Source organism: Gracilibacillus lacisalsi DSM 19029 (assembly GCF_000377765.1).
Lineage (GTDB): Bacteria > Bacillota > Bacilli > Bacillales > Amphibacillaceae > Gracilibacillus > Gracilibacillus lacisalsi.
In genome coordinates this window covers 1-17,875 of sequence record NZ_KB898682.1, presented here as the reverse complement: position 1 = coordinate 17,875, position 17,875 = coordinate 1, and the positions used below count along the sequence as shown (strand labels likewise).

At 38.1% G+C, this 17,875-nt stretch carries 17 protein-coding genes and 1 other annotated feature; of the genes, 1 reads left to right on the top strand and 16 read right to left on the bottom strand.

Going from position 1 to position 17,875, the window contains the following annotated elements; translation table 11 throughout:
* Positions 1-83: 83 nt before the first annotated feature.
* The 16 genes from D569_RS0119890 to D569_RS0119810 form a co-directional block, all read right to left on the bottom strand.
* Positions 84-593 (bottom strand): NYN domain-containing protein, encoded by a 510-nt coding sequence (locus D569_RS0119890; protein ID WP_018934194.1) that lies wholly within the window; start codon positions 591-593, stop codon positions 84-86.
* A complete protein-coding gene (rlmB, locus tag D569_RS0119885; protein ID WP_018934193.1) occupies positions 593-1,339 on the bottom strand; it encodes a 23S rRNA (guanosine(2251)-2'-O)-methyltransferase RlmB in 747 nt (248 codons plus the stop codon). The genes D569_RS0119890 and rlmB overlap by 1 nt, the downstream gene beginning before the upstream one ends.
* Positions 1,336-1,746 (bottom strand): Mini-ribonuclease 3, encoded by a 411-nt coding sequence (locus tag D569_RS0119880; protein WP_018934192.1) that lies wholly within the window; start codon positions 1,744-1,746, stop codon positions 1,336-1,338. Before D569_RS0119880 ends, rlmB begins: the two co-directional genes overlap by 4 nt.
* Entirely contained in the window at positions 1,746-3,146 is a 1,401-nt protein-coding gene (gene cysS, locus D569_RS0119875) for a cysteine--tRNA ligase (RefSeq protein ID WP_018934191.1), read from the bottom strand. The genes D569_RS0119880 and cysS overlap by 1 nt, the downstream gene beginning before the upstream one ends.
* Complete coding sequence (gene cysE, locus D569_RS0119870) at positions 3,136-3,795, bottom strand: serine O-acetyltransferase (protein ID WP_018934190.1); 660 nt, start codon at positions 3,793-3,795, stop codon at positions 3,136-3,138. Before cysE ends, cysS begins: the two co-directional genes overlap by 11 nt.
* Positions 3,796-3,883: 88 nt before the next feature.
* Positions 3,884-4,097 (bottom strand) — a binding site (T-box leader).
* Between the two features lie 38 nt (positions 4,098-4,135).
* Positions 4,136-5,602 (bottom strand): glutamate--tRNA ligase, encoded by a 1,467-nt coding sequence (gene gltX, locus D569_RS0119865; protein WP_018934189.1) that lies wholly within the window; start codon positions 5,600-5,602, stop codon positions 4,136-4,138.
* 83 nt (positions 5,603-5,685) lie between these two features.
* A complete protein-coding gene (gene ispF, locus D569_RS0119860) occupies positions 5,686-6,162 on the bottom strand; it encodes a 2-C-methyl-D-erythritol 2,4-cyclodiphosphate synthase (protein ID WP_018934188.1) in 477 nt (158 codons plus the stop codon).
* Positions 6,162-6,857 carry a 2-C-methyl-D-erythritol 4-phosphate cytidylyltransferase gene (gene ispD, locus D569_RS0119855; RefSeq protein WP_018934187.1) on the bottom strand — a complete coding sequence of 232 codons (696 nt, stop codon included), beginning with the start codon at positions 6,855-6,857 and terminating at the stop codon, positions 6,162-6,164. The genes ispF and ispD overlap by 1 nt, the downstream gene beginning before the upstream one ends.
* An 806-nt stretch (positions 6,858-7,663) precedes the next feature.
* Positions 7,664-8,767, bottom strand: coding sequence for a PIN/TRAM domain-containing protein (locus tag D569_RS0119850; protein ID WP_018934186.1), 1,104 nt, complete (start codon positions 8,765-8,767; stop codon positions 7,664-7,666).
* Positions 8,768-8,889: 122 nt separating this feature from the next.
* Complete coding sequence (gene radA, locus D569_RS0119840; RefSeq protein WP_018934184.1) at positions 8,890-10,260, bottom strand: DNA repair protein RadA; 1,371 nt, start codon at positions 10,258-10,260, stop codon at positions 8,890-8,892.
* A gap of 303 nt (positions 10,261-10,563) precedes the next feature.
* Positions 10,564-12,990 carry an ATP-dependent protease ATP-binding subunit ClpC gene (gene clpC, locus D569_RS0119835; protein WP_018934183.1) on the bottom strand — a complete coding sequence of 809 codons (2,427 nt, stop codon included), beginning with the start codon at positions 12,988-12,990 and terminating at the stop codon, positions 10,564-10,566.
* A 1-nt stretch (position 12,991) separates the two neighbouring features.
* Complete coding sequence (gene mcsB, locus D569_RS0119830) at positions 12,992-14,068, bottom strand: protein-arginine kinase McsB (protein ID WP_018934182.1); 1,077 nt, start codon at positions 14,066-14,068, stop codon at positions 12,992-12,994.
* Complete coding sequence (gene mcsA, locus D569_RS0119825; protein ID WP_018934181.1) at positions 14,065-14,607, bottom strand: protein-arginine kinase activator protein McsA; 543 nt, start codon at positions 14,605-14,607, stop codon at positions 14,065-14,067. The genes mcsB and mcsA overlap by 4 nt, the downstream gene beginning before the upstream one ends.
* 12 nt (positions 14,608-14,619) lie before the next feature.
* Positions 14,620-15,084, bottom strand: coding sequence for a CtsR family transcriptional regulator (locus D569_RS0119820; RefSeq protein WP_018934180.1), 465 nt, complete (start codon positions 15,082-15,084; stop codon positions 14,620-14,622).
* Positions 15,085-15,207: 123 nt separating this feature from the next.
* A complete protein-coding gene (locus D569_RS0119815) occupies positions 15,208-15,903 on the bottom strand; it encodes an MgtC/SapB family protein (protein ID WP_018934179.1) in 696 nt (231 codons plus the stop codon).
* A 115-nt stretch (positions 15,904-16,018) separates the two neighbouring features.
* Entirely contained in the window at positions 16,019-17,200 is a 1,182-nt protein-coding gene (locus D569_RS0119810; RefSeq protein ID WP_018934178.1) for a GNAT family N-acetyltransferase, read from the bottom strand.
* Positions 17,201-17,694: 494 nt separating this feature from the next.
* On the opposite strand from D569_RS0119810, the gene D569_RS0119805 reads away from it, so the two are divergent.
* Positions 17,695-17,875: helix-turn-helix domain-containing protein (locus D569_RS0119805; RefSeq protein WP_018934177.1), on the top strand; the 181-nt coding region annotated here is incomplete at its 3' end.

The window sequence follows — 17,875 nt, the reverse complement described above, 5'->3', positions numbered from 1 at the left end:
GCTCAATGCCAAAAATTAGGTATTGCAGACCATAATAGCAACATTATACAGGAAGCGCTTTATTTACGTCAACTGCTCTTTTGTTATTTATTACCACGGCGCCATTTCTCAAACACTTGCAACACAGTGTCGTCCAACGGAATTTTACTCTTTATTTTATTTTGTTGATGTTCTTCTATATCTACTTCTATCTCCTTTTGAATATTTCTTAATTCGATATCCAGTTCCCTCGCAGAGATTCGAAATGCTCCCTGTGCAAAAATCGTACGCTGTTCTGTATAATCAGAAGTCGCTACAAAAACCTTTGTCCGTACATTCTTAAACTCTTTGACAAGGCGCTCAATGCATTGGTCAGCTGTTTCGTTCTCTTTCGTGAAGATAACCTCTACTTTATATTGCTGCTGTCTATTCTCCAGCCCTCTCACTTCATAGGCATCAAAAACAACGATTACTTTTCTTTTACGGTATGCTTGGTATTCTGCCATTTTGTCGATCAATAGTAATCTGGCTTGCTCTAAGTCCTTATCCTTTAATGCTTTTAATTCTCCCCAGGCACCAATCATGTTGTACCCATCTACTAAGAGTACATCCATTAGGACTCACCATGTTTGTCTCTTTTTCGGAACACTTCATACATTAATAGGCTTGCCGCAACAGAGGCGTTTAATGATGAAACCGATCCTATCATTGGTAAACGGACTGTCCAATCACAATTTTTCTTCACTAAACGGCTAATGCCTTTTCCTTCGTTGCCGATGACAAGAGCAATAGGAAGCTGGCCATCTAGTTCACGATAATCCTCTGTCGCTTCTGCTTCCGTACCAACAATCCATACGTTCCTCGATTTTAATTCCTCTATTGTCTGTGCGATATTGGTTACTCTCACAACCGGAATATGTTCAATCGCTCCTACCGATGTTTTGGCAACTGTTGCAGTTAATCCTACAGCTCTCCGTTTCGGAATAATCACACCATGGACACCTGTTGCATCAGCACTACGAAGAATGGAACCTAAATTATGTGGATCTTCTATTTCATCTAAAATTAAAAAGAATGGCGGTTCATCCCTTTTTTCTGCTACTTCGAATAGCTGATCTAGTGATGCATAGTCATAAGCGGCAACCAACGCAGCAATACCTTGATGATTCCCTTCAACCATTTGATCCAATTTCTTTTTTGGTACACGTTGAACAGGGGCATTTTTTGCCTTCGCTAATCCTTGTAACTTATTGGCTAAGGAAGCATTTAGGTTTTCAGTCAAATATAATTTTTGGATAGAACGTTCAGATTCCAATGCTTCGATTACAGTATTCTTTCCAATGATCCATTCTCCGCTCATTCTTGACCATCTCCTTTCTCTGTAATGGCTATCGCCTGTTTAATTAGTAACTCTAGCCGTTCATGCTGCTGGTCCAAATATAGGAACCCGATTAACGCCTCAAAAGCTGTGCTGTAGCGATAAGCTTGTACGCTTGTATTCTTGGGGACGGATCCGGATTTGGCATTTCGTCCCCTTTTTACTACAGCCAATTCTTCTGTTGTAAGCTGATTGGTTTCGATCCAATGATGTACTACTTTTGCTTGGGAAGTTGCTTTTACAAATCGGACAGCATGTTGATGTAACTGTTGTACCTTGACAGTACCTATACGAATTAAATATTCCCTCACATATTTCTCGTAAATAACATCGCCCATATAAGCGAGGGCTAGACTTTTCATTTCTCTTGGCTGCTGCTTTGTCATCATTAACCTCGCTTCCACCTTGTGCCTTGTGGTGTATCTTCAAGAATGATATTACGTTCTTTTAAGTCATCTCGAATTTTATCTGCTAGTTGAAAATCTTTGTTTTTTCTTGCTTCGATTCTTTTTTCAATTAATGCTTCTATTTCTTCATCGAGCAATTCTTCTTCTTGAGTCTGTGGAATACCTAACACTTCTAACCAAGCTGTAAGTGTATCGATAAATGTATCGATGACGGCAACATGTGTATGGTCTGACTTCAGGTATACATTGGCTTCTTTAACAAGATCAAAGATTACCGCTATTGCATTCGCGGTGTTAAAATCATCATCCATTTCTTGTTCAAATTGTTGTTGCAGTGCGTTTATTTTATCCAACCATTGTTGATTATCATCTGCTAAATTCACACTTGCCTCTTTGCGGTGCTCCAGATTTGTTAACGCATTTTCAATGCGATCATAGCTGTTTTTCGCACTTTCTAATAATGCATCACTAAAATTGATCGGGTTACGATAGTGGACACTTAACATAAAGAAACGCAATACTTTTGGGTCATGCTTTTGAATGAGATCATGTGCTAGCACAAAGTTACCGAGTGATTTCGACATTTTTTCATTATCGATATTAATATACCCATTGTGCATCCAATAATTTGCGAATGATGTTCCATTAGCTGCTTCAGATTGAGCAATTTCATTTTCATGATGCGGGAATGTTAAATCTTGGCCACCAGCATGGATATCAATCGTATCCCCGAGATACTTTTTCGCCATTGCTGAGCATTCGATATGCCAGCCGGGTCGACCTTTCCCCCACGGAGAGTCCCACGCTATTTCTCCGTCTTTTGTTTGTTTCCATAAAGCAAAATCTAATGGATCCTGTTTTTTCTCGCCTACTTGGATACGCGCACCCGACCTTAATTCATCAATTGATTGGTGAGATAGCTTACCATAATGGTCAAATGACCTTGTTTTAAAATAGACATCCCCATCCGCTTCATAAGCATGCCCTTTGTCGATTAAGGTAGAGATAAAGCTAATAATATCATCCATTGTTTCGGTTACTCTAGGGTGATGAACAGCTTCCTTTACCCCCAATACACCGACATCTTCTTTATATGCTTGAATAAAACGTTCGGCAATCGTTGGGACTTCCTCTCCCAATTCTTTAGCAGCGTTGATTAGCTTATCATCGACATCTGTGAAGTTGAGAACATAGTCTACTTGATAGCCTTTATATTCAAAATATCTCCTCACGGTATCGAAAACAATCGCTGGACGTGCATTTCCGATATGGATGTAGTTATACACCGTAGGACCACACACATACATTTTGACACGATTCGGCTCTATTGGTGCAAATTTCTCTTTTTTTCGTGTTAGTGTGTTGTAGATATTAATGGTCATCTTGATTCGCTCCTTTTAAGTCTTCTAGCTCTTTCTTTAATCGGTTTATCTCATCATCCATTCCCTTCAACACTTCACTAATAGGGTCAGGGAGTTTATGGTGATCTAAATCCTTACGTACTTTCTCTCCGTTTTGTATGACGATTCTTCCAGGTATCCCGACAACAGTTGAATGATCCGGAACATCTTTTAACACAACAGAACCAGCACCTACTTTAGAACTTTCTCCGATTGTAATTGAGCCTAATACTTTTGCTCCTGTTGCAACCAGTGCATTATCTTTAAGCGTTGGGTGTCGTTTTCCTTTTTCTTTCCCTGTACCACCTAACGTGACACCTTGGTATATGGTTACATTATCTCCGATTTCACATGTTTCACCAATTACTACGCCCATTCCATGATCAATGAAGAAGCGCTTGCCGATTTTCGCACCTGGATGAATTTCGATTCCAGTAAAAAAGCGGCTGATTTGTGAAATAACTCTGGCAATGAAAAAGAATTTTTTTCGATAGAAGGCATGTGCGATGCGGTGTGCCCATATCGCATGTAAACCGGAATATGTTAAGCAAACTTCAAAATAGGTTCTTGCTGCCGGGTCTTGATCAAAAACAACTTCGATGTCTTCTTTGAGTAATTTAAAGAAACCCACGGATCATTATCCCCCCTATTGTGTATATATGATTGCTTCTAGCTCTGTTCTTTTTTTCTAACAAAAAAAGCGTCTCTGGGTTTAATACCTCAGAGACGCTTTTGGCGCGGTTCCACTCTGTTTAGGGGAAAATTCTCCCCTCCACTTTGACCGATAACGGCGGTAAACCGTTCTTCCATACTTGATTCAGGAAGAAACTCTGAGGTGCATTTCAAAGAATCGTGCTTTAACCATTCTCAGCCTGTGATGGTTTTCTCTGTACAAGCGGTGTTTCTTTTACTTCTCCTCGTCAACGTACCTTATTACTTACTATTATAGTGAGTTTGCTAAAATTTGCTACTTATTTGATTAATTGTAACACATTTTCCAATCTTGTTCTGACAATATCTTCTCCTAAAAGATAAATCGCATTCGGCAATTCAGGTCCATGCACCTGTCCAGTAGTTGCGACACGGATTGGCATAAATAGTTTTTTTCCTTTTTGTTTGGTGGCTTTTTGGGTTGCCTTAATACTTGCTTTAATTGCTTCTGGTGACAATTCTTCTATATTGCTAAACTGCTCTAAGAAACCTTCCAACACTTCTGGTACTTGTTCATCTCTTAATACAGCCATTGCCTCTTCATTATAGTTAATCTCTGTTTGGAAGAAAAGATCTGTTAACTCGACAATTTCTGCGCCAAAAGATAATTGCTCATGATATAAGCTGATTAAGTCCACTGCCCATTGTTTTTGCTTTTCGTTCATGTCAGCTGGCAGTTTACCTGCTTCGATTAAGTGTGGCAAGCTTAATTCCACCACTTCATCTAAAGAGGCCTGTTTAATATATTGATTATTCATCCATTTTAATTTTGCCGGGTCAAAGATTGCTGGAGATGTTGACAAACGTTCTGGATCAAATATTTTAATAAATTCTTCTTGCGTAAACAATTCCTCTTCGCCAACTGGTGACCAGCCAAGTAAGGTAATAAAGTTGAACAATGCCTCTGGTAAGTAACCAAGATTTTTATATTGTTCAATAAATTGCAAGATATGCTCGTCACGCTTACTTAACTTTTTGCGATTTTCATTTAAAATTAATGTCATATGACCATATTGAGGTGCATCCCAACCAAATGCTTCAAATATCATCATTTGTTTCGGTGTGTTGGAAATATGCTCTTCCCCACGTAATACATGGCTTATTTTCATATGATGATCATCAATCGCAACCGCAAAGTTGTAAGTTGGAATACCATTTTTCTTCACCATTACCCAGTCACCAAAATCACTGGATTCAAACGTGATATTACCACGTACAATATCATTGAATGTATATGTTCTGTTATCTGGTACACGGAAACGAATACTAGGCTTACGACCTTCCGCTTCGAATTGCTCTATTTGATCTTCAGTTAAGTCGCGATGTGCTCCAGAATACTTCGGCACTTGCCCATTAGCACGCTGTTCTTCGCGCTCCGCTTCCAATTCTTCTTCTGTCATATAACACTTGTATGCTAAACCGCGTTCTAACAACTCATCGACATATTTCTGATAAATATCTAAACGTTCTGTTTGACGGTAAGGTCCATATTCACCACCAATATCTGCACCTTCATCCCATTCTAAACCGAGCCACTTCAAATAGCGTAATTGGCTTTCTTCGCCACCTTCCACATTACGCTTGTCGTCCGTATCTTCTGTACGAATAATGAATGATCCACCTAAATGTTTGGCATATAAATAATTAAAAAGTGCTGTTCTTGCGTTTCCAATATGCAAATGCCCTGTTGGACTTGGAGCATAACGTACGCGTACTTCGTTTCCCATGATTATTGTCCCTCCATCATTTGTTAACGGTCTTTTTTCCTGTTATCTTATTTTACCATTATTTTCGACATAATGTTACGTTTTTATTTCTTAATCAGAAGGACAACAGCTTGTGCCGCTATCCCTTCTTTTCTTCCGGTAAAACCGAGTTTTTCTGAAGTTGTCGCTTTGACATTAACTTGCCCATTATCAGATCGTAGTAGACGAGCGATATTATCTTGGATTGGTTTGATATATGGTGCAAGTTTAGGAGCTTGCGCAATAACTGTACAGTCGAGATTACCAAGCTCATAACCTTTTTCCTCTACAAGTTTCCATACTTCTTGTAATAACTTTTGTGAATCAGCATCTTTAAATGCGGGGTCTGTATCGGGAAAATGCTTGCCAATATCCCCTTCACCAATTGCACCTAGACACGCATCTGCAATCGTATGTAATAACACATCTGCATCAGAGTGTCCCAACAAACCATGTTCATAAGGTATATCAATACCCCCGATAATACAAGGCCTGCCTTCGACTAACTGGTGTACATCAAAACCTTGTCCGATACGAAACATTACTTTTCCTCCTGTCGCTCTAAGATCATTTCTGCTCGCACAATGTCCTCTTGCGTAGTTAATTTAACATTTTGATAAGTGCCATGAACAATATCTACTGGTTCTCCCAATGCCTCGACGAGCGATACATCATCTGTGCCAAGATATTCTGATGCTATTGCTTGCTCATGGGCTTTTTTAATTAATGGGTAGTTAAAAGCCTGTGGTGTTTGTGCAGCCCATAATGTTGAACGATCCAATGTTTCTATTTTGTCCCCATTTTTTCGTTTTATTGTATCGGTAACAGGAACGGCAAGCAATGCTGCTTTATTCTCATTTGCGGCTTGAGCAAGCTCATGTAAATGTGACTTCTCCACAAACGGTCTTGCTCCGTCGTGAATCATGACAATCATATCCTGTTGCTCTTCGCTGATGGCGAGCAACCCTTGATAGCCGCTCTCTTGTCGTTCTCTACCACCATGCACAAAAGTGATTTGGTCTTGCCATTGATAAGAAACTATTAACTCTTCCATTTGCTCTTGCTCATTTGGATTGATGACTAAGTAAATGTTTTGGCACCAACTGTCCTGTATAAAGTTTTTTAAGGTATGTATAATTAAAGGCTCATTTAATAGTTCAATAAATTGTTTGTTTTTGCCTGCATTCATGCGTTTACCTTGTCCTGCCGCTAACACGATCACATTATATTTTACCATGCGGCCACCCCAATCTCTAATTAACTAGCTTATAATTCTCTCCCAATCTCGTTCTAGACATTTTTTATTATTTTTCCTCTATTGATTGTAACATCTCCATAGAACAGAATGAATCGGATTCTATTTACTCATTCTATATAGTTCGTATTAGATACGATACTGCGAAGTAATGAAAGTCGAAAAAGTGAGGCTTTCTCCCATTCTGATTAATGATGAGTGCTCAAATACGCTCCGGCAGAATACTGCGCTTTCCGTGGGCTCGGCTTCAGCTAACTTGGTGAAGAAGAGCACTTCACCAAGTGGATCTTCAGCTCTCGCTGTCCCACAGGAGTCTCCGTATTCTGCCTACGCTGTGTAGATAATTCTCCCTTTTATAAGAGGTAATACTCGGAAACCAATACCCGTGTGTTACTTCTTTTAATAATCAGAACATTATGCAAAGCGAGGCAAGATACGTAGACTCCTCACGACGCAGCGCAAGCCGAAGACCCCGTGATGCACCTGCTTCTTCTAGTAGCGCTTAGAAGTGGCTTCCTCGGTGCAAGGGAGCATAGAAGGTAATTCCAAGTAGTTCCATGGCTAAGGCCGTGCCCGTGGAAAGCGAAGTATCTTGCCGGAGCGTATAGTTACACTCATCAAAATGCAGTATGGAAGAACGCAAATCTATGTCCACCTTACTTCATAGTATTTGTTTTTTTGTAGGTTTGTATTTATTTTGCATTTGGCCGAAGGTGAATTATAAACTAACAAAAAGTGATAACAATCATGTTATCACTTTTGTCTATCCTTTATAAGTTATACCTTTTTTAAAGTGCTTTTTCAAGCAATTTTGGTTTGGCGAAGATCATTCGGCCTGCTGATGTTTGTAACACACTTGTAATCACGACTTCGATGTTCTGTCCGATATAGTTCTTACCTTCTTCTACCACAATCATCGTACCATCATCTAAGTAAGCAACACCTTGGTTCTGTTCTTTCCCGTCCTTAATAACCTGTACCGCTAGTTCTTCGCCTGGTAACACAATCGGTTTAACGGCATTTGCTAAGTCATTAATGTTTAAAACAGGTACCTTCTGAAACTCACAAACTTTATTTAAATTAAAATCATTCGTTACGACAATCCCATTCATCACTTTTGCAAGCTTAACTAATTTACTGTCGACCTCTTGGATTTCCTCGAAATCACCTTCATAAATTTCTACATTAATAGGTAAATCCTTCTGGATGCGATTTAGTATATCCAAGCCTCTGCGACCTCTATTACGTTTTAATGCATCTGATGAATCCGCAATATGCTGTAACTCTTCTAAAACAAATTGAGGAATAATAATGGTTCCTTCTAAAAAGTTCGTTTGGCATATATCCGCAATTCGTCCATCAATGATTACACTCGTATCTAATATTTTTGGCTTTGGTAATTCAGGATGAGATTCTTCAGTTGTCAAAGCTTTTTTCTTTTCCTTTTTTGGTAAAGTAAATAAATTTAAAAATTCATCTCTTCTTTTAAACCCTACTTGGAATCCAAAATAGGCAAGTAATACACTTAAAAAGATCGGTACTACCTGTGAAACAACTCGGATATCAATCGATTGAATCGGGTCGTTTAAGAAATACGCAATAATCAAACCAATGATAATACCTAAACTACCAAATAATAAATCCGACACTGGAGCTTTCATTAATAGCTCTTCAATCCAAGCAAAGAATCTCATAATGTAATCAGAAATCCATAAAGAAAGAATAAATAAAATAATTGCTCCTAATACTAACCCCACATAGGGTCCTATATAATTAGACGTTAACCATGTACCTTCAGCCAACCCTATTAATTCCAATAATCTTGGAATATATAAATATCCAGCGGTACCACCTGCAATAATAAAAAATAGTTGCACAAATCGTCTTAGCACCACAGTCACCTCCTATAGACTAGTCTCTCCTATTACTAAAATTTTAAACATTTTTTTAGTACTTTTAAGAAAGAATAAATCTTTCTTGGAGAGCACACTTTGAAACCATACCCCTAAAACTTTCAATCTCCTAAAGCTACTTTAATTGCCTCTTGCACAGAATTTACCCCTATGATTTCAATAGACGCTGGGACTGTCCAACCATCCATGTTCTTAGCAGGAATGATAGCTCTTTTAAATCCTAATTTAGCGGCTTCTTGTACTCGTTGTTCAATTCGTGATACTCTTCTTACTTCTCCCGTAAGTCCAACTTCACCTACCAATACATCATCTGTATGTGGAGCTCGATCTCTAAAGCTAGATGCAATACTAATCGCTACCGCTAAGTCAATGGCAGGCTCATCTAATTTCACTCCGCCGGCTACCTTCACATATGCATCTTGATTTTGCAACATTAAACCTACTCTTTTTTCTAATACAGCCATTAATAACGGAACACGATTATGATCAATACCTGTCGCCATTCTCCGTGGGTTACCAAAGCTGGTAGGAGAAATTAGTGCCTGAATCTCCACTAGCACTGGTCTTGTTCCTTCCATCGATGCGACAATCGTTGAACCAGCGACACCTTGTGATCGTTCTTCTAAAAAAATTTCGGATGGGTTTAATACTTCTGTTAACCCTTCTTCTTTCATTTCAAATATACCCATTTCGTTTGTACTTCCAAATCGGTTTTTGACTCCCCGTAAGATTCGGAAAGTATGGTGTCTTTCCCCTTCAAAATACAACACAGCATCTACCATATGCTCAAGCAATCTGGGGCCGGCTATCGATCCTTCTTTCGTCACATGCCCAACAATAAAAATAGGTATATGATTTTGCTTCGCAAGGCGCATTAGTTCACTTGTACACTCGCGAACTTGTGAAACACTACCCGGAGCACTTGTTACTTCTTCTTTATAAATAGTTTGAATCGAATCAATCACAACAAAACCTGGTTTCAATTGATCAATTTGATTTGCAATATCTACTAGATTTGTTTCAGATAGGACGTATAGTCTTTCAGATGAAATATCTAACCTGTCTGCTCTTAGTTTTGTCTGTCTTGCTGATTCCTCTCCAGAAATGTATAACACATCTAAATCACGCTGTGACAATTGGCTGGAAACTTGCAACAATAACGTAGATTTCCCAATACCTGGATCCCCACCAATCAGCACTAGCGAACCAGGTACGATACCACCACCAAGCACTCGGTTTAACTCTTGCATTTTCGTCTTAATTCTTGGTTCTTCTTGTGTTTGAATACTGGATATCTTTTCTGGTTTGTGTGTTGTACCTGATCCTGTTGCCCAATTACCTCTAGCTGTTTTAGTAGCTTCCACTTCTTCTACTAACGTATTCCATTCATGACATCCAGGACATTTCCCCATCCATTTAGGTGATTCATAACCACAAGATTGACAAACAAATTTAGATTTTCGCTTAGCCAAAAGTATCGCTCCCTTTCATTATATACGAAAAGACCCCCTTATAAGTTACAGAGATCTATCAATTTAGTTAAAGATGTATGTAAAAAGTGTAAAAAAGGATAATCTTTAAATTCCGTTACCTTGCACATAAATGCATTGTACTTTATACACTATTCTAAATACAAACCCTTATGGACAAACCGCTCAGTCCTTATGACTAAAAGCTAAAGATTTACCATTTCTCTAGCATTCATGATAAAGGTGATCGAAGAGTAATATCCTTATTGAAAAAATCGGAAGGGAACCCCTTCCGATTTTTAAGATTTATACGACTTTGAATTCACCAGATTCATCAAGGTCAATGGTTACTTTTTGTCCTTTTTTAATCGTTTCTTTTAACAACTCTTCTGATAGTAAATCTTCCACGTTCTTTTGAATGGATCTCCGCAAAGGTCTTGCACCATATTCAGGATCAAATCCTTCATTTGCAATTTTTTCAATTGCCTTATCTGATAATACAAAGTCTATTTCCTGTTCAGTTAAACGTTTCTGTAATTCTTTTACCATTAGCTCTACAATATGTTTCATGTGTTTCTTCTCTAATGAGTGGAAAACAATCGTTTCATCTATACGGTTTAAGAACTCTGGACGGAAGGCTTTCTTCAATTCCGCTGTTACCTTAGAACGCATATCTTTATAATCTTGTTCCTCATCACCAAGGCTAAAGCCTACATACTTATTACGTTTTAATTCATTTGCTCCAACATTGGATGTCATGATTAACACCGTATTTCGAAAGTCCACCGTGCGTCCTTTAGAATCGGTTAAGCGGCCATCTTCTAAGACTTGAAGTAAGATATTAAATACTTCTGGATGTGCTTTTTCTACCTCATCTAATAGTACTACAGAGTATGGCTTTCTTCTTACTTTTTCGGTTAACTGTCCGCCTTCTTCATAACCAACATATCCTGGAGGTGAACCTACAAGTCGTGAAGTTGCATGTTTCTCCATATACTCTGACATATCAATACGAATCATTGCGTCTTCATCACCAAACATAGATTCAGCTAATGCACGTGCCAACTCTGTTTTACCAACACCAGTTGGTCCTAAGAAAATAAACGATCCGATTGGACGCTTTGGATCTTTTAAGCCTGATCTAGCACGACGAATTGCTTTGGAAACAGATTTTACTGCTTCTTCCTGTCCAATTAATCGATCATGCAGAATTTCTTCCATGTGTAATAATCTTTCACTCTCATCCTTAGTAAGTGCTGATACCGGTACTCCGGTCCATGTTGATACAACACTAGCAATATCTTCTACACTTACTTCCGAATTCTCCTGTCCTTGTTTTTCTTTCCATTTCGCTTCCGTCTCTTCTAATTCTTTTCTTAATTGTTGTTCGTCATCACGTAATGCTGCAGCTTTTTCGAACTCTTGACTTTGAACGGCGGCGTCTTTTTCTTTACGTACTTCTTCTAAATTCTGTTCTAATTCTTTTAAATTAGGAGGAGTTGTATATGAACGTAATCTTACCTTAGAACCTGCCTCATCAATTAAATCAATAGCCTTATCCGGCAAGAATCGATCGGTAATATAACGATCCGAAAGCTTTGCTGCCGCTTCAATTGCCTCATCTGTAATCGTCACTCGATGGTGTGCTTCATAACGATCTCTTAAACCTTGTAAAATTTGGATGGACTCTTCAACAGATGGTTGATCAACTTGAATTGGTTGAAAACGACGTTCTAATGCCGCATCTTTTTCGATATACTTGCGGTACTCATCTAATGTGGTTGCACCAATACATTGCAATTCTCCTCGAGCTAATGATGGTTTTAAAATATTGGATGCATCAATAGCACCTTCTGCACCACCTGCACCAATTAGTGTGTGCAATTCGTCAATAAAAAGAATCACATTACTTGCCTGACGTATTTCTTCCATCACTTTCTTCAAGCGATCTTCAAATTCACCGCGATATTTAGTACCTGCTACTACCGTCCCCATATCAAGTGTCATCACTCGCTTATCACGAAGAATTTCCGGCACTTCATTTTGAACAATTTGTTGTGCCAAGCCTTCCGCTACTGCTGTTTTACCAACACCTGGCTCACCAATTAAGACAGGGTTATTTTTTGTACGACGACTTAATACTTGGATAACGCGTTCAATTTCTTTCTCACGGCCAATAACAGGGTCGATGTTCCCTTCTTTTGCAATCGAGGTTAAATCACGGGCAAGCGAATCCAATGTTGGGGTACTCGCACTATTACCTGAGCTGTTACGACCATTTTGGGAACCGCCAGATTCTGAGCTTCCTAACAGTTGTAACACTTGTTGACGTGCCTTATTAAGACTAACGCCCAAGTTATTTAGTACACGAGCAGCTACCCCTTCACCTTCTCGAATCAACCCTAACAAGATATGTTCTGTACCTACATAAGAATGACCCAATTTACGTGCTTCATCCATCGATAACTCAATGACTTTCTTTGCCCGCGGGGTATAATGAATCGTTTGGGATACTTCACTGCCTTTACCGATTAAAGATTCGACTTCATCTCTAATTTTATCTACGCCAAGACCAATCGCTTGAAGTGCTTTAGCCGCAATACCTTCTCCCTCACTTACAAGTCCTAATAAAATATGTTCAGTGCCAATATTATTATGACCTAATCGTACCGCTTCTTCTTGTGATAATGCCAATACTTTTTGTGCTCTTTCTGTAAATCGTCCAAACATCATTTTAATATTCCTCCTTTTGCTCCAATGTAAAGCGTTCCCGAATTAAGGATGCTCGAAAAACATCGCGTTCATTCGGTGTCAGCATTTTTTTCGCATATTGTTGTAAGAATGCCGGTTGTGTCAAAACAACCAATTCGTTCAGAATAGATTTAGAGATGTGATGGATGAATCCCAAATCGATACCTAGTCGGACATCAGATAAGCATTTTGCCGTTTCTTTTGATTCGATAATCCGACTATGCTGTAATATCCCATAGGAACGAAATACTCGATCCTCTAATTCCAGTTCTGATTGCTCCATCAGTAATTTCCGAGCATGTCGTTCATGCTCAATTAATTTATCGACAACACCTTTCAAGTCTTCGATAATATCCTCTTCAGACCGTCCTAATGTTACCTGATTGGAAATTTGAAAAATATTACCTAAAGCTTCACTGCCTTCACCATAAATACCACGCACAACCAGACCTAATTGATTGATAGCAGGGATCATCCGATTGATTTTACGCGTAATCGCAAGTGCTGGTAAATGCATCATCACAGATGCTCTTAACCCCGTACCCACATTCGTAGGACAGCTTGTAAGGTATCCTCTATTTTCATCAAAGGCATAATCTATTTTTTCTTCTAACCAGTCATCTAATTGAAACGCCTGTTCCAAAGCTTTTTCTAATTGAAAACCTGGAAAATATAATTGAGCTCTAATATGGTCCTCTTCATTAACCATGATCGATACTTGTTCATTTTTAGAGATAAGCGCAGCACCATGCTTCGATTTATCAGCTAGATGTGGACTTATTAAATGTTTTTCTACTAATACTTGCTTTTCTACTTGCTTTAACTCAGCCATTTTGACAAATTCTAAATCTTTATATTGTAAATAAGAGCGGTGATTGAATTCCTTTTCCATAAAATAAAGAATATTCTCCATATGCTTTTCGTCCGCAATTAATGGGAAAGGGGACTGCTCAAAGTTTCGAGCTAAACGAACACGACTGCTCATGACAATATCACTGTCAGGACCGTCCTCTTTTAACCATGGACTAATCGCTTCATTGATAAATTGCTCTAAACTCACGAATCATCACGCTCCTCGTGGTGATTTAGATTCTTCTCTAATGACCTTATTTCATCGCGAATTTTAGCCGCTTCTTCAAAAGCTTCCTCTGCAATTGCTTGTTGTAATTTCACTTTTAAGTCTCGCAACTTTTTACGTTGATAAATATCGGATCCTACGCGTTTTGGTACTTTCCCCTCATGGGCTGTATTACCACTATGCACTTTTCGAAAAAGCGGATTTAAATGTTCAGAGAATGTATGATAGCAAGATGCACACCCAAACTTTCCAATTCTAGCAAACTGTTGATACGTCATGCCACATTTATCACATTGTAATTCTTTACCTGCTGTTTTATGTGACTGATGATTTATTGCATTAGGTTTGGGGTTGAACAGTCCTGATAAAAGGTGGTGCAATGAATAGGCATCTTCCTCTTGTGACACATAACCCTTTTCTTTTGCGCATTGCTGACAAACATGAATTTCTGTTTTCTCACCGTTTATTACTTGTGCGAAATGAACGGTTGCCGGATTTTGTTTACACTCTTGGCATTCCATACCGTACACCTCCTAAAATTGATATTTTAAGGCATTAAGCATTGCCGATAAAATTCTGGCACGAATCTCATCCCGAATTGGTAACTGAAACGAGAGGGTATTACGATTAATCGCACCAACCATTAATTTTGCTTCCCGTTCGGTAATTAATTCTTCTTCCAAGAGACGCTCTAATATATTAACCGCTTTTTGCTGTGATATCTTAGGTTGGATCATTTCAATAATTTCGTCTATTAATTTTGCTTTATCTTCATTGGTAATGCGACTAATTCGGATATAGCCTCCACCACCACGTTTACTTTCTACTAAGTACCCTTTTTCCAAAGTAAACCGCGTGTTGATGACATAATTAATTTGAGAAGGTACACATTCAAAACGATCAGCAATTTCGCTTCGCTTTATCTCAATGATTTTATGCTGGTTACTGTGCATGATTTCTTTCAAATATTCTTCAATAATATCTGAAATATTACGCATTTTCCCTCCTCCAATCTGACTTTGACTATATTTGACTATATATATTTATTATACTGTAAGTTGGTCTCATTGAAAACTATTTGGTCTTCATTATTATAACCTTTCTTGCTGTCTCTCAAACCCTTATGAACGAAAACGGATTTTAATCTTTTTTACTTCTTCCTGCTCTAATAACCATTCATACAAATTTTCACGTTTTTTCTGGTGAATGGCGTCAATATACATTTTGATTTTTGTTGTATCGGTACTTTCAGTAGAAATGTCAAATTCACGTATTTCAATCGGAAATGATTGTACACGGTTAAGGAATGTTGAAGCATTTTTTTCCTTAGAAAGCTTCACTTCGAAGACAATATGATGACTTTTACGGTGTAGCCTTTTTTCAAATTTATTCAAGACAACTAAACTAATTAAAATGATCAATGTTGTCACTATAGCCTCTTTATACATACCAATACCAACAATCAACCCTAGACCGGCAACCGCCCATATAGATGCAGCTGTTGTCAGACCTCTAATCGTACCGCCATGGACAATAATCGTACCTGCCCCTAGAAATCCAATACCACTAATGACATAGGAAGGAATACGAGCTGGATCAAATTGAATGTTCTGGTAATTTTCAATAAAGTGTTGAAAGCCATTAACAGATAAAAGCATCATCAAGCAGGAACTGACTCCTACTAATATATGTGTTCGAAAGCCAGCAGAATGTTTATTTACTTCCCGCTCAAAACCAATCAATCCTGATAAAAAAAGCGATATCATCAGCTTTGTAACAGACTCTACAAACTCTGCATCAAAGAGCTGATCCCACATAAAGAGCCCCCCTTTACATTTATATATCTAATTATAAATCTTAATACCAACCATATACCCTGTATTTATAAAACAACACAGAAATGTACTGAGGAACAGAAAAAACCGACCTATCTTAGAAGAAATCCGGAAAGTATGTATGACTGGTTGGAATAATTTCCTCCAGCTGTCCAATAGCTTTTTGATCACCATCCAAAAGTTCTAATCGTGATAATTCATGAGGACGTTTATAACCAAGAAAAATCTGTGCCATTTGCTGTATGTTCATTGTTACGGTTGGTAAGGAATCTCGATTATCTACTTGATCAATTTTCATCTCATCATGATCATGCATGGATAACTGATATACCCCTGTATTCTCCGGAAGGAATTGATCTTCTATCTGAATAGCAAAAGTAAAAAAATGATCTAATTTCTTGTATGGAAATTGTGCAAGAAATGCTCCTGCATCGACAATACGAGACATGAAATAAGGTGTTACCTTCTGTTCAAACCTAGGCTCTTCAATCAAAAGCATAATTCCATCGTTAGTAGGTAAACTAACAACTATGTGATCCGCCATGGAATCATGATCATGCATATATTGTAACAGTAACTTCTGGCCATTTATGGTTGAAAATGCAATGTCTTTAACTGTAAAAATATTATCTTTTACATTGTATACTATGTATCCTTCTGGTGTATGATCATCATGATATGCAATCGCTATAAAGTCATTTTTGTTAAGAATCCGATGTTTCCACCAATGTTGATCTCTGGCTAATGGACCTGTAAACTCACTCGCATATTCTGTATAAATATTATCTAACATTGATATTGTCTGATCATTATTATTACCTCTTTTTACAAATCCAATCCCATCCCAACATTTCTTTAAGCTTCGAATTGGTATTTTACAATCTGCTTTGTCAAAAGTTATTTCCCAGCCATATTTTCGATAAAATGGTACAGAAAATGGATGTAAATAGGAGATAATTTGTCCTTTCGTTTTCATTTCCTGTAACGCTCTCTTGAGCAGTTGTTTCACTTTTCCACCTCTACGATATTCTGGCCATGATGCAACTGAAGCAACACCTCCCATTTTCATTATTTCACCTTGAATATATGCTTTTAAGGGAATAACATGAACCTTGGCAGCCAATTGTTCATTTTCCAACCATCCCCATACAGTATGATTGCTCATCTGTTCTTTCTTCGCTGCTATTTCTTCTTCTGACAATCTATATTGAAAGGCATATTGTGATAGATCCATAATGTCTCCATAGTACGTTTCATCGAGTTTTGATATCTGGTTCATTTTCATTACTCCTTTTTTCGTTTTGTTCTATTATATATATTCTGTTTTGTCACGAAAATAAATAAATTTTAACAGACTTTTATCTTCTAATTTGAAGTGTACATATACTCTCCTGCTCAATCCTAAGAGCACTTCCGTGATAAGAAAGGGGGCGTTACGTCTCTTCAAGAATCTTAGCTATTTTCTTTCAATAATATTTTAGCATATAAAAAAAGCATAGAGCGCCTGCTTAGAAACGTAGCAGCTGGAGAGCATCGACTGAGATAAAGGAATCACGGTGAGTTTACGAACCGATGATGACTTATCGTAAGGCGATTCGTGAAGGCGCCTAGTTTTTGGGCGCTCGGAGCTAGACATCTGCGCAAATTTTATACTTTCTTTCCATAACAAAAAAACTCCCTAGTCCCTATAGAGTGACCCAATAATATGAGACAGGAAAAAACACCCCCAGAGTCGTATTAATTATTTATCGACATTTGGAGGTGTTTTTTGTTATGGGGAAGAAGATGGTTTATCCTGAAGAAATTAAAAGAGAAGTGATACGCTTAAAACTTTCTGGGGAACTAACGAACAAAGAGATTATGGAGAAGTTTGGTATTAAAAATAAGACACAAATCAAAACTTGGATGAGATGGTATAGGAATGGTGAGGAGCACAGGTTAGCTCAACCAATTG

Excerpts from the sequence above, each read along its gene's own strand:
- cysS (WP_018934191.1), bottom strand. The coding sequence starts at position 3,146 with ATGACCATTAATATCTACAACACACTAACACGAAAAAAAGAGAAATTT.
- mcsA (WP_018934181.1), bottom strand. The coding sequence starts at position 14,607 with ATGGAATGCCAAGAGTGTAAACAAAATCCGGCAACCGTTCATTTCGCA.
- ispF (WP_018934188.1), bottom strand. The coding sequence starts at position 6,162 with ATGTTTCGTATCGGACAAGGTTTTGATGTACACCAGTTAGTCGAAGGC.
- D569_RS0119820 (WP_018934180.1), bottom strand. The coding sequence starts at position 15,084 with ATGCGTAATATTTCAGATATTATTGAAGAATATTTGAAAGAAATCATG.
- gltX (WP_018934189.1), bottom strand. The coding sequence starts at position 5,602 with ATGGGAAACGAAGTACGCGTACGTTATGCTCCAAGTCCAACAGGGCAT.
- rlmB (WP_018934193.1), bottom strand. The coding sequence starts at position 1,339 with ATGAGCGGAGAATGGATCATTGGAAAGAATACTGTAATCGAAGCATTG.
- D569_RS0119815 (WP_018934179.1), bottom strand. The coding sequence starts at position 15,903 with ATGTGGGATCAGCTCTTTGATGCAGAGTTTGTAGAGTCTGTTACAAAG.
- clpC (WP_018934183.1), bottom strand. The coding sequence starts at position 12,990 with ATGATGTTTGGACGATTTACAGAAAGAGCACAAAAAGTATTGGCATTA.
- D569_RS0119880 (WP_018934192.1), bottom strand. The coding sequence starts at position 1,746 with ATGATGACAAAGCAGCAGCCAAGAGAAATGAAAAGTCTAGCCCTCGCT.
- ispD (WP_018934187.1), bottom strand. The coding sequence starts at position 6,857 with ATGGTAAAATATAATGTGATCGTGTTAGCGGCAGGACAAGGTAAACGC.
- D569_RS0119890 (WP_018934194.1), bottom strand. The coding sequence starts at position 593 with ATGGATGTACTCTTAGTAGATGGGTACAACATGATTGGTGCCTGGGGA.
- D569_RS0119810 (WP_018934178.1), bottom strand. The coding sequence starts at position 17,200 with ATGAACCAGATATCAAAACTCGATGAAACGTACTATGGAGACATTATG.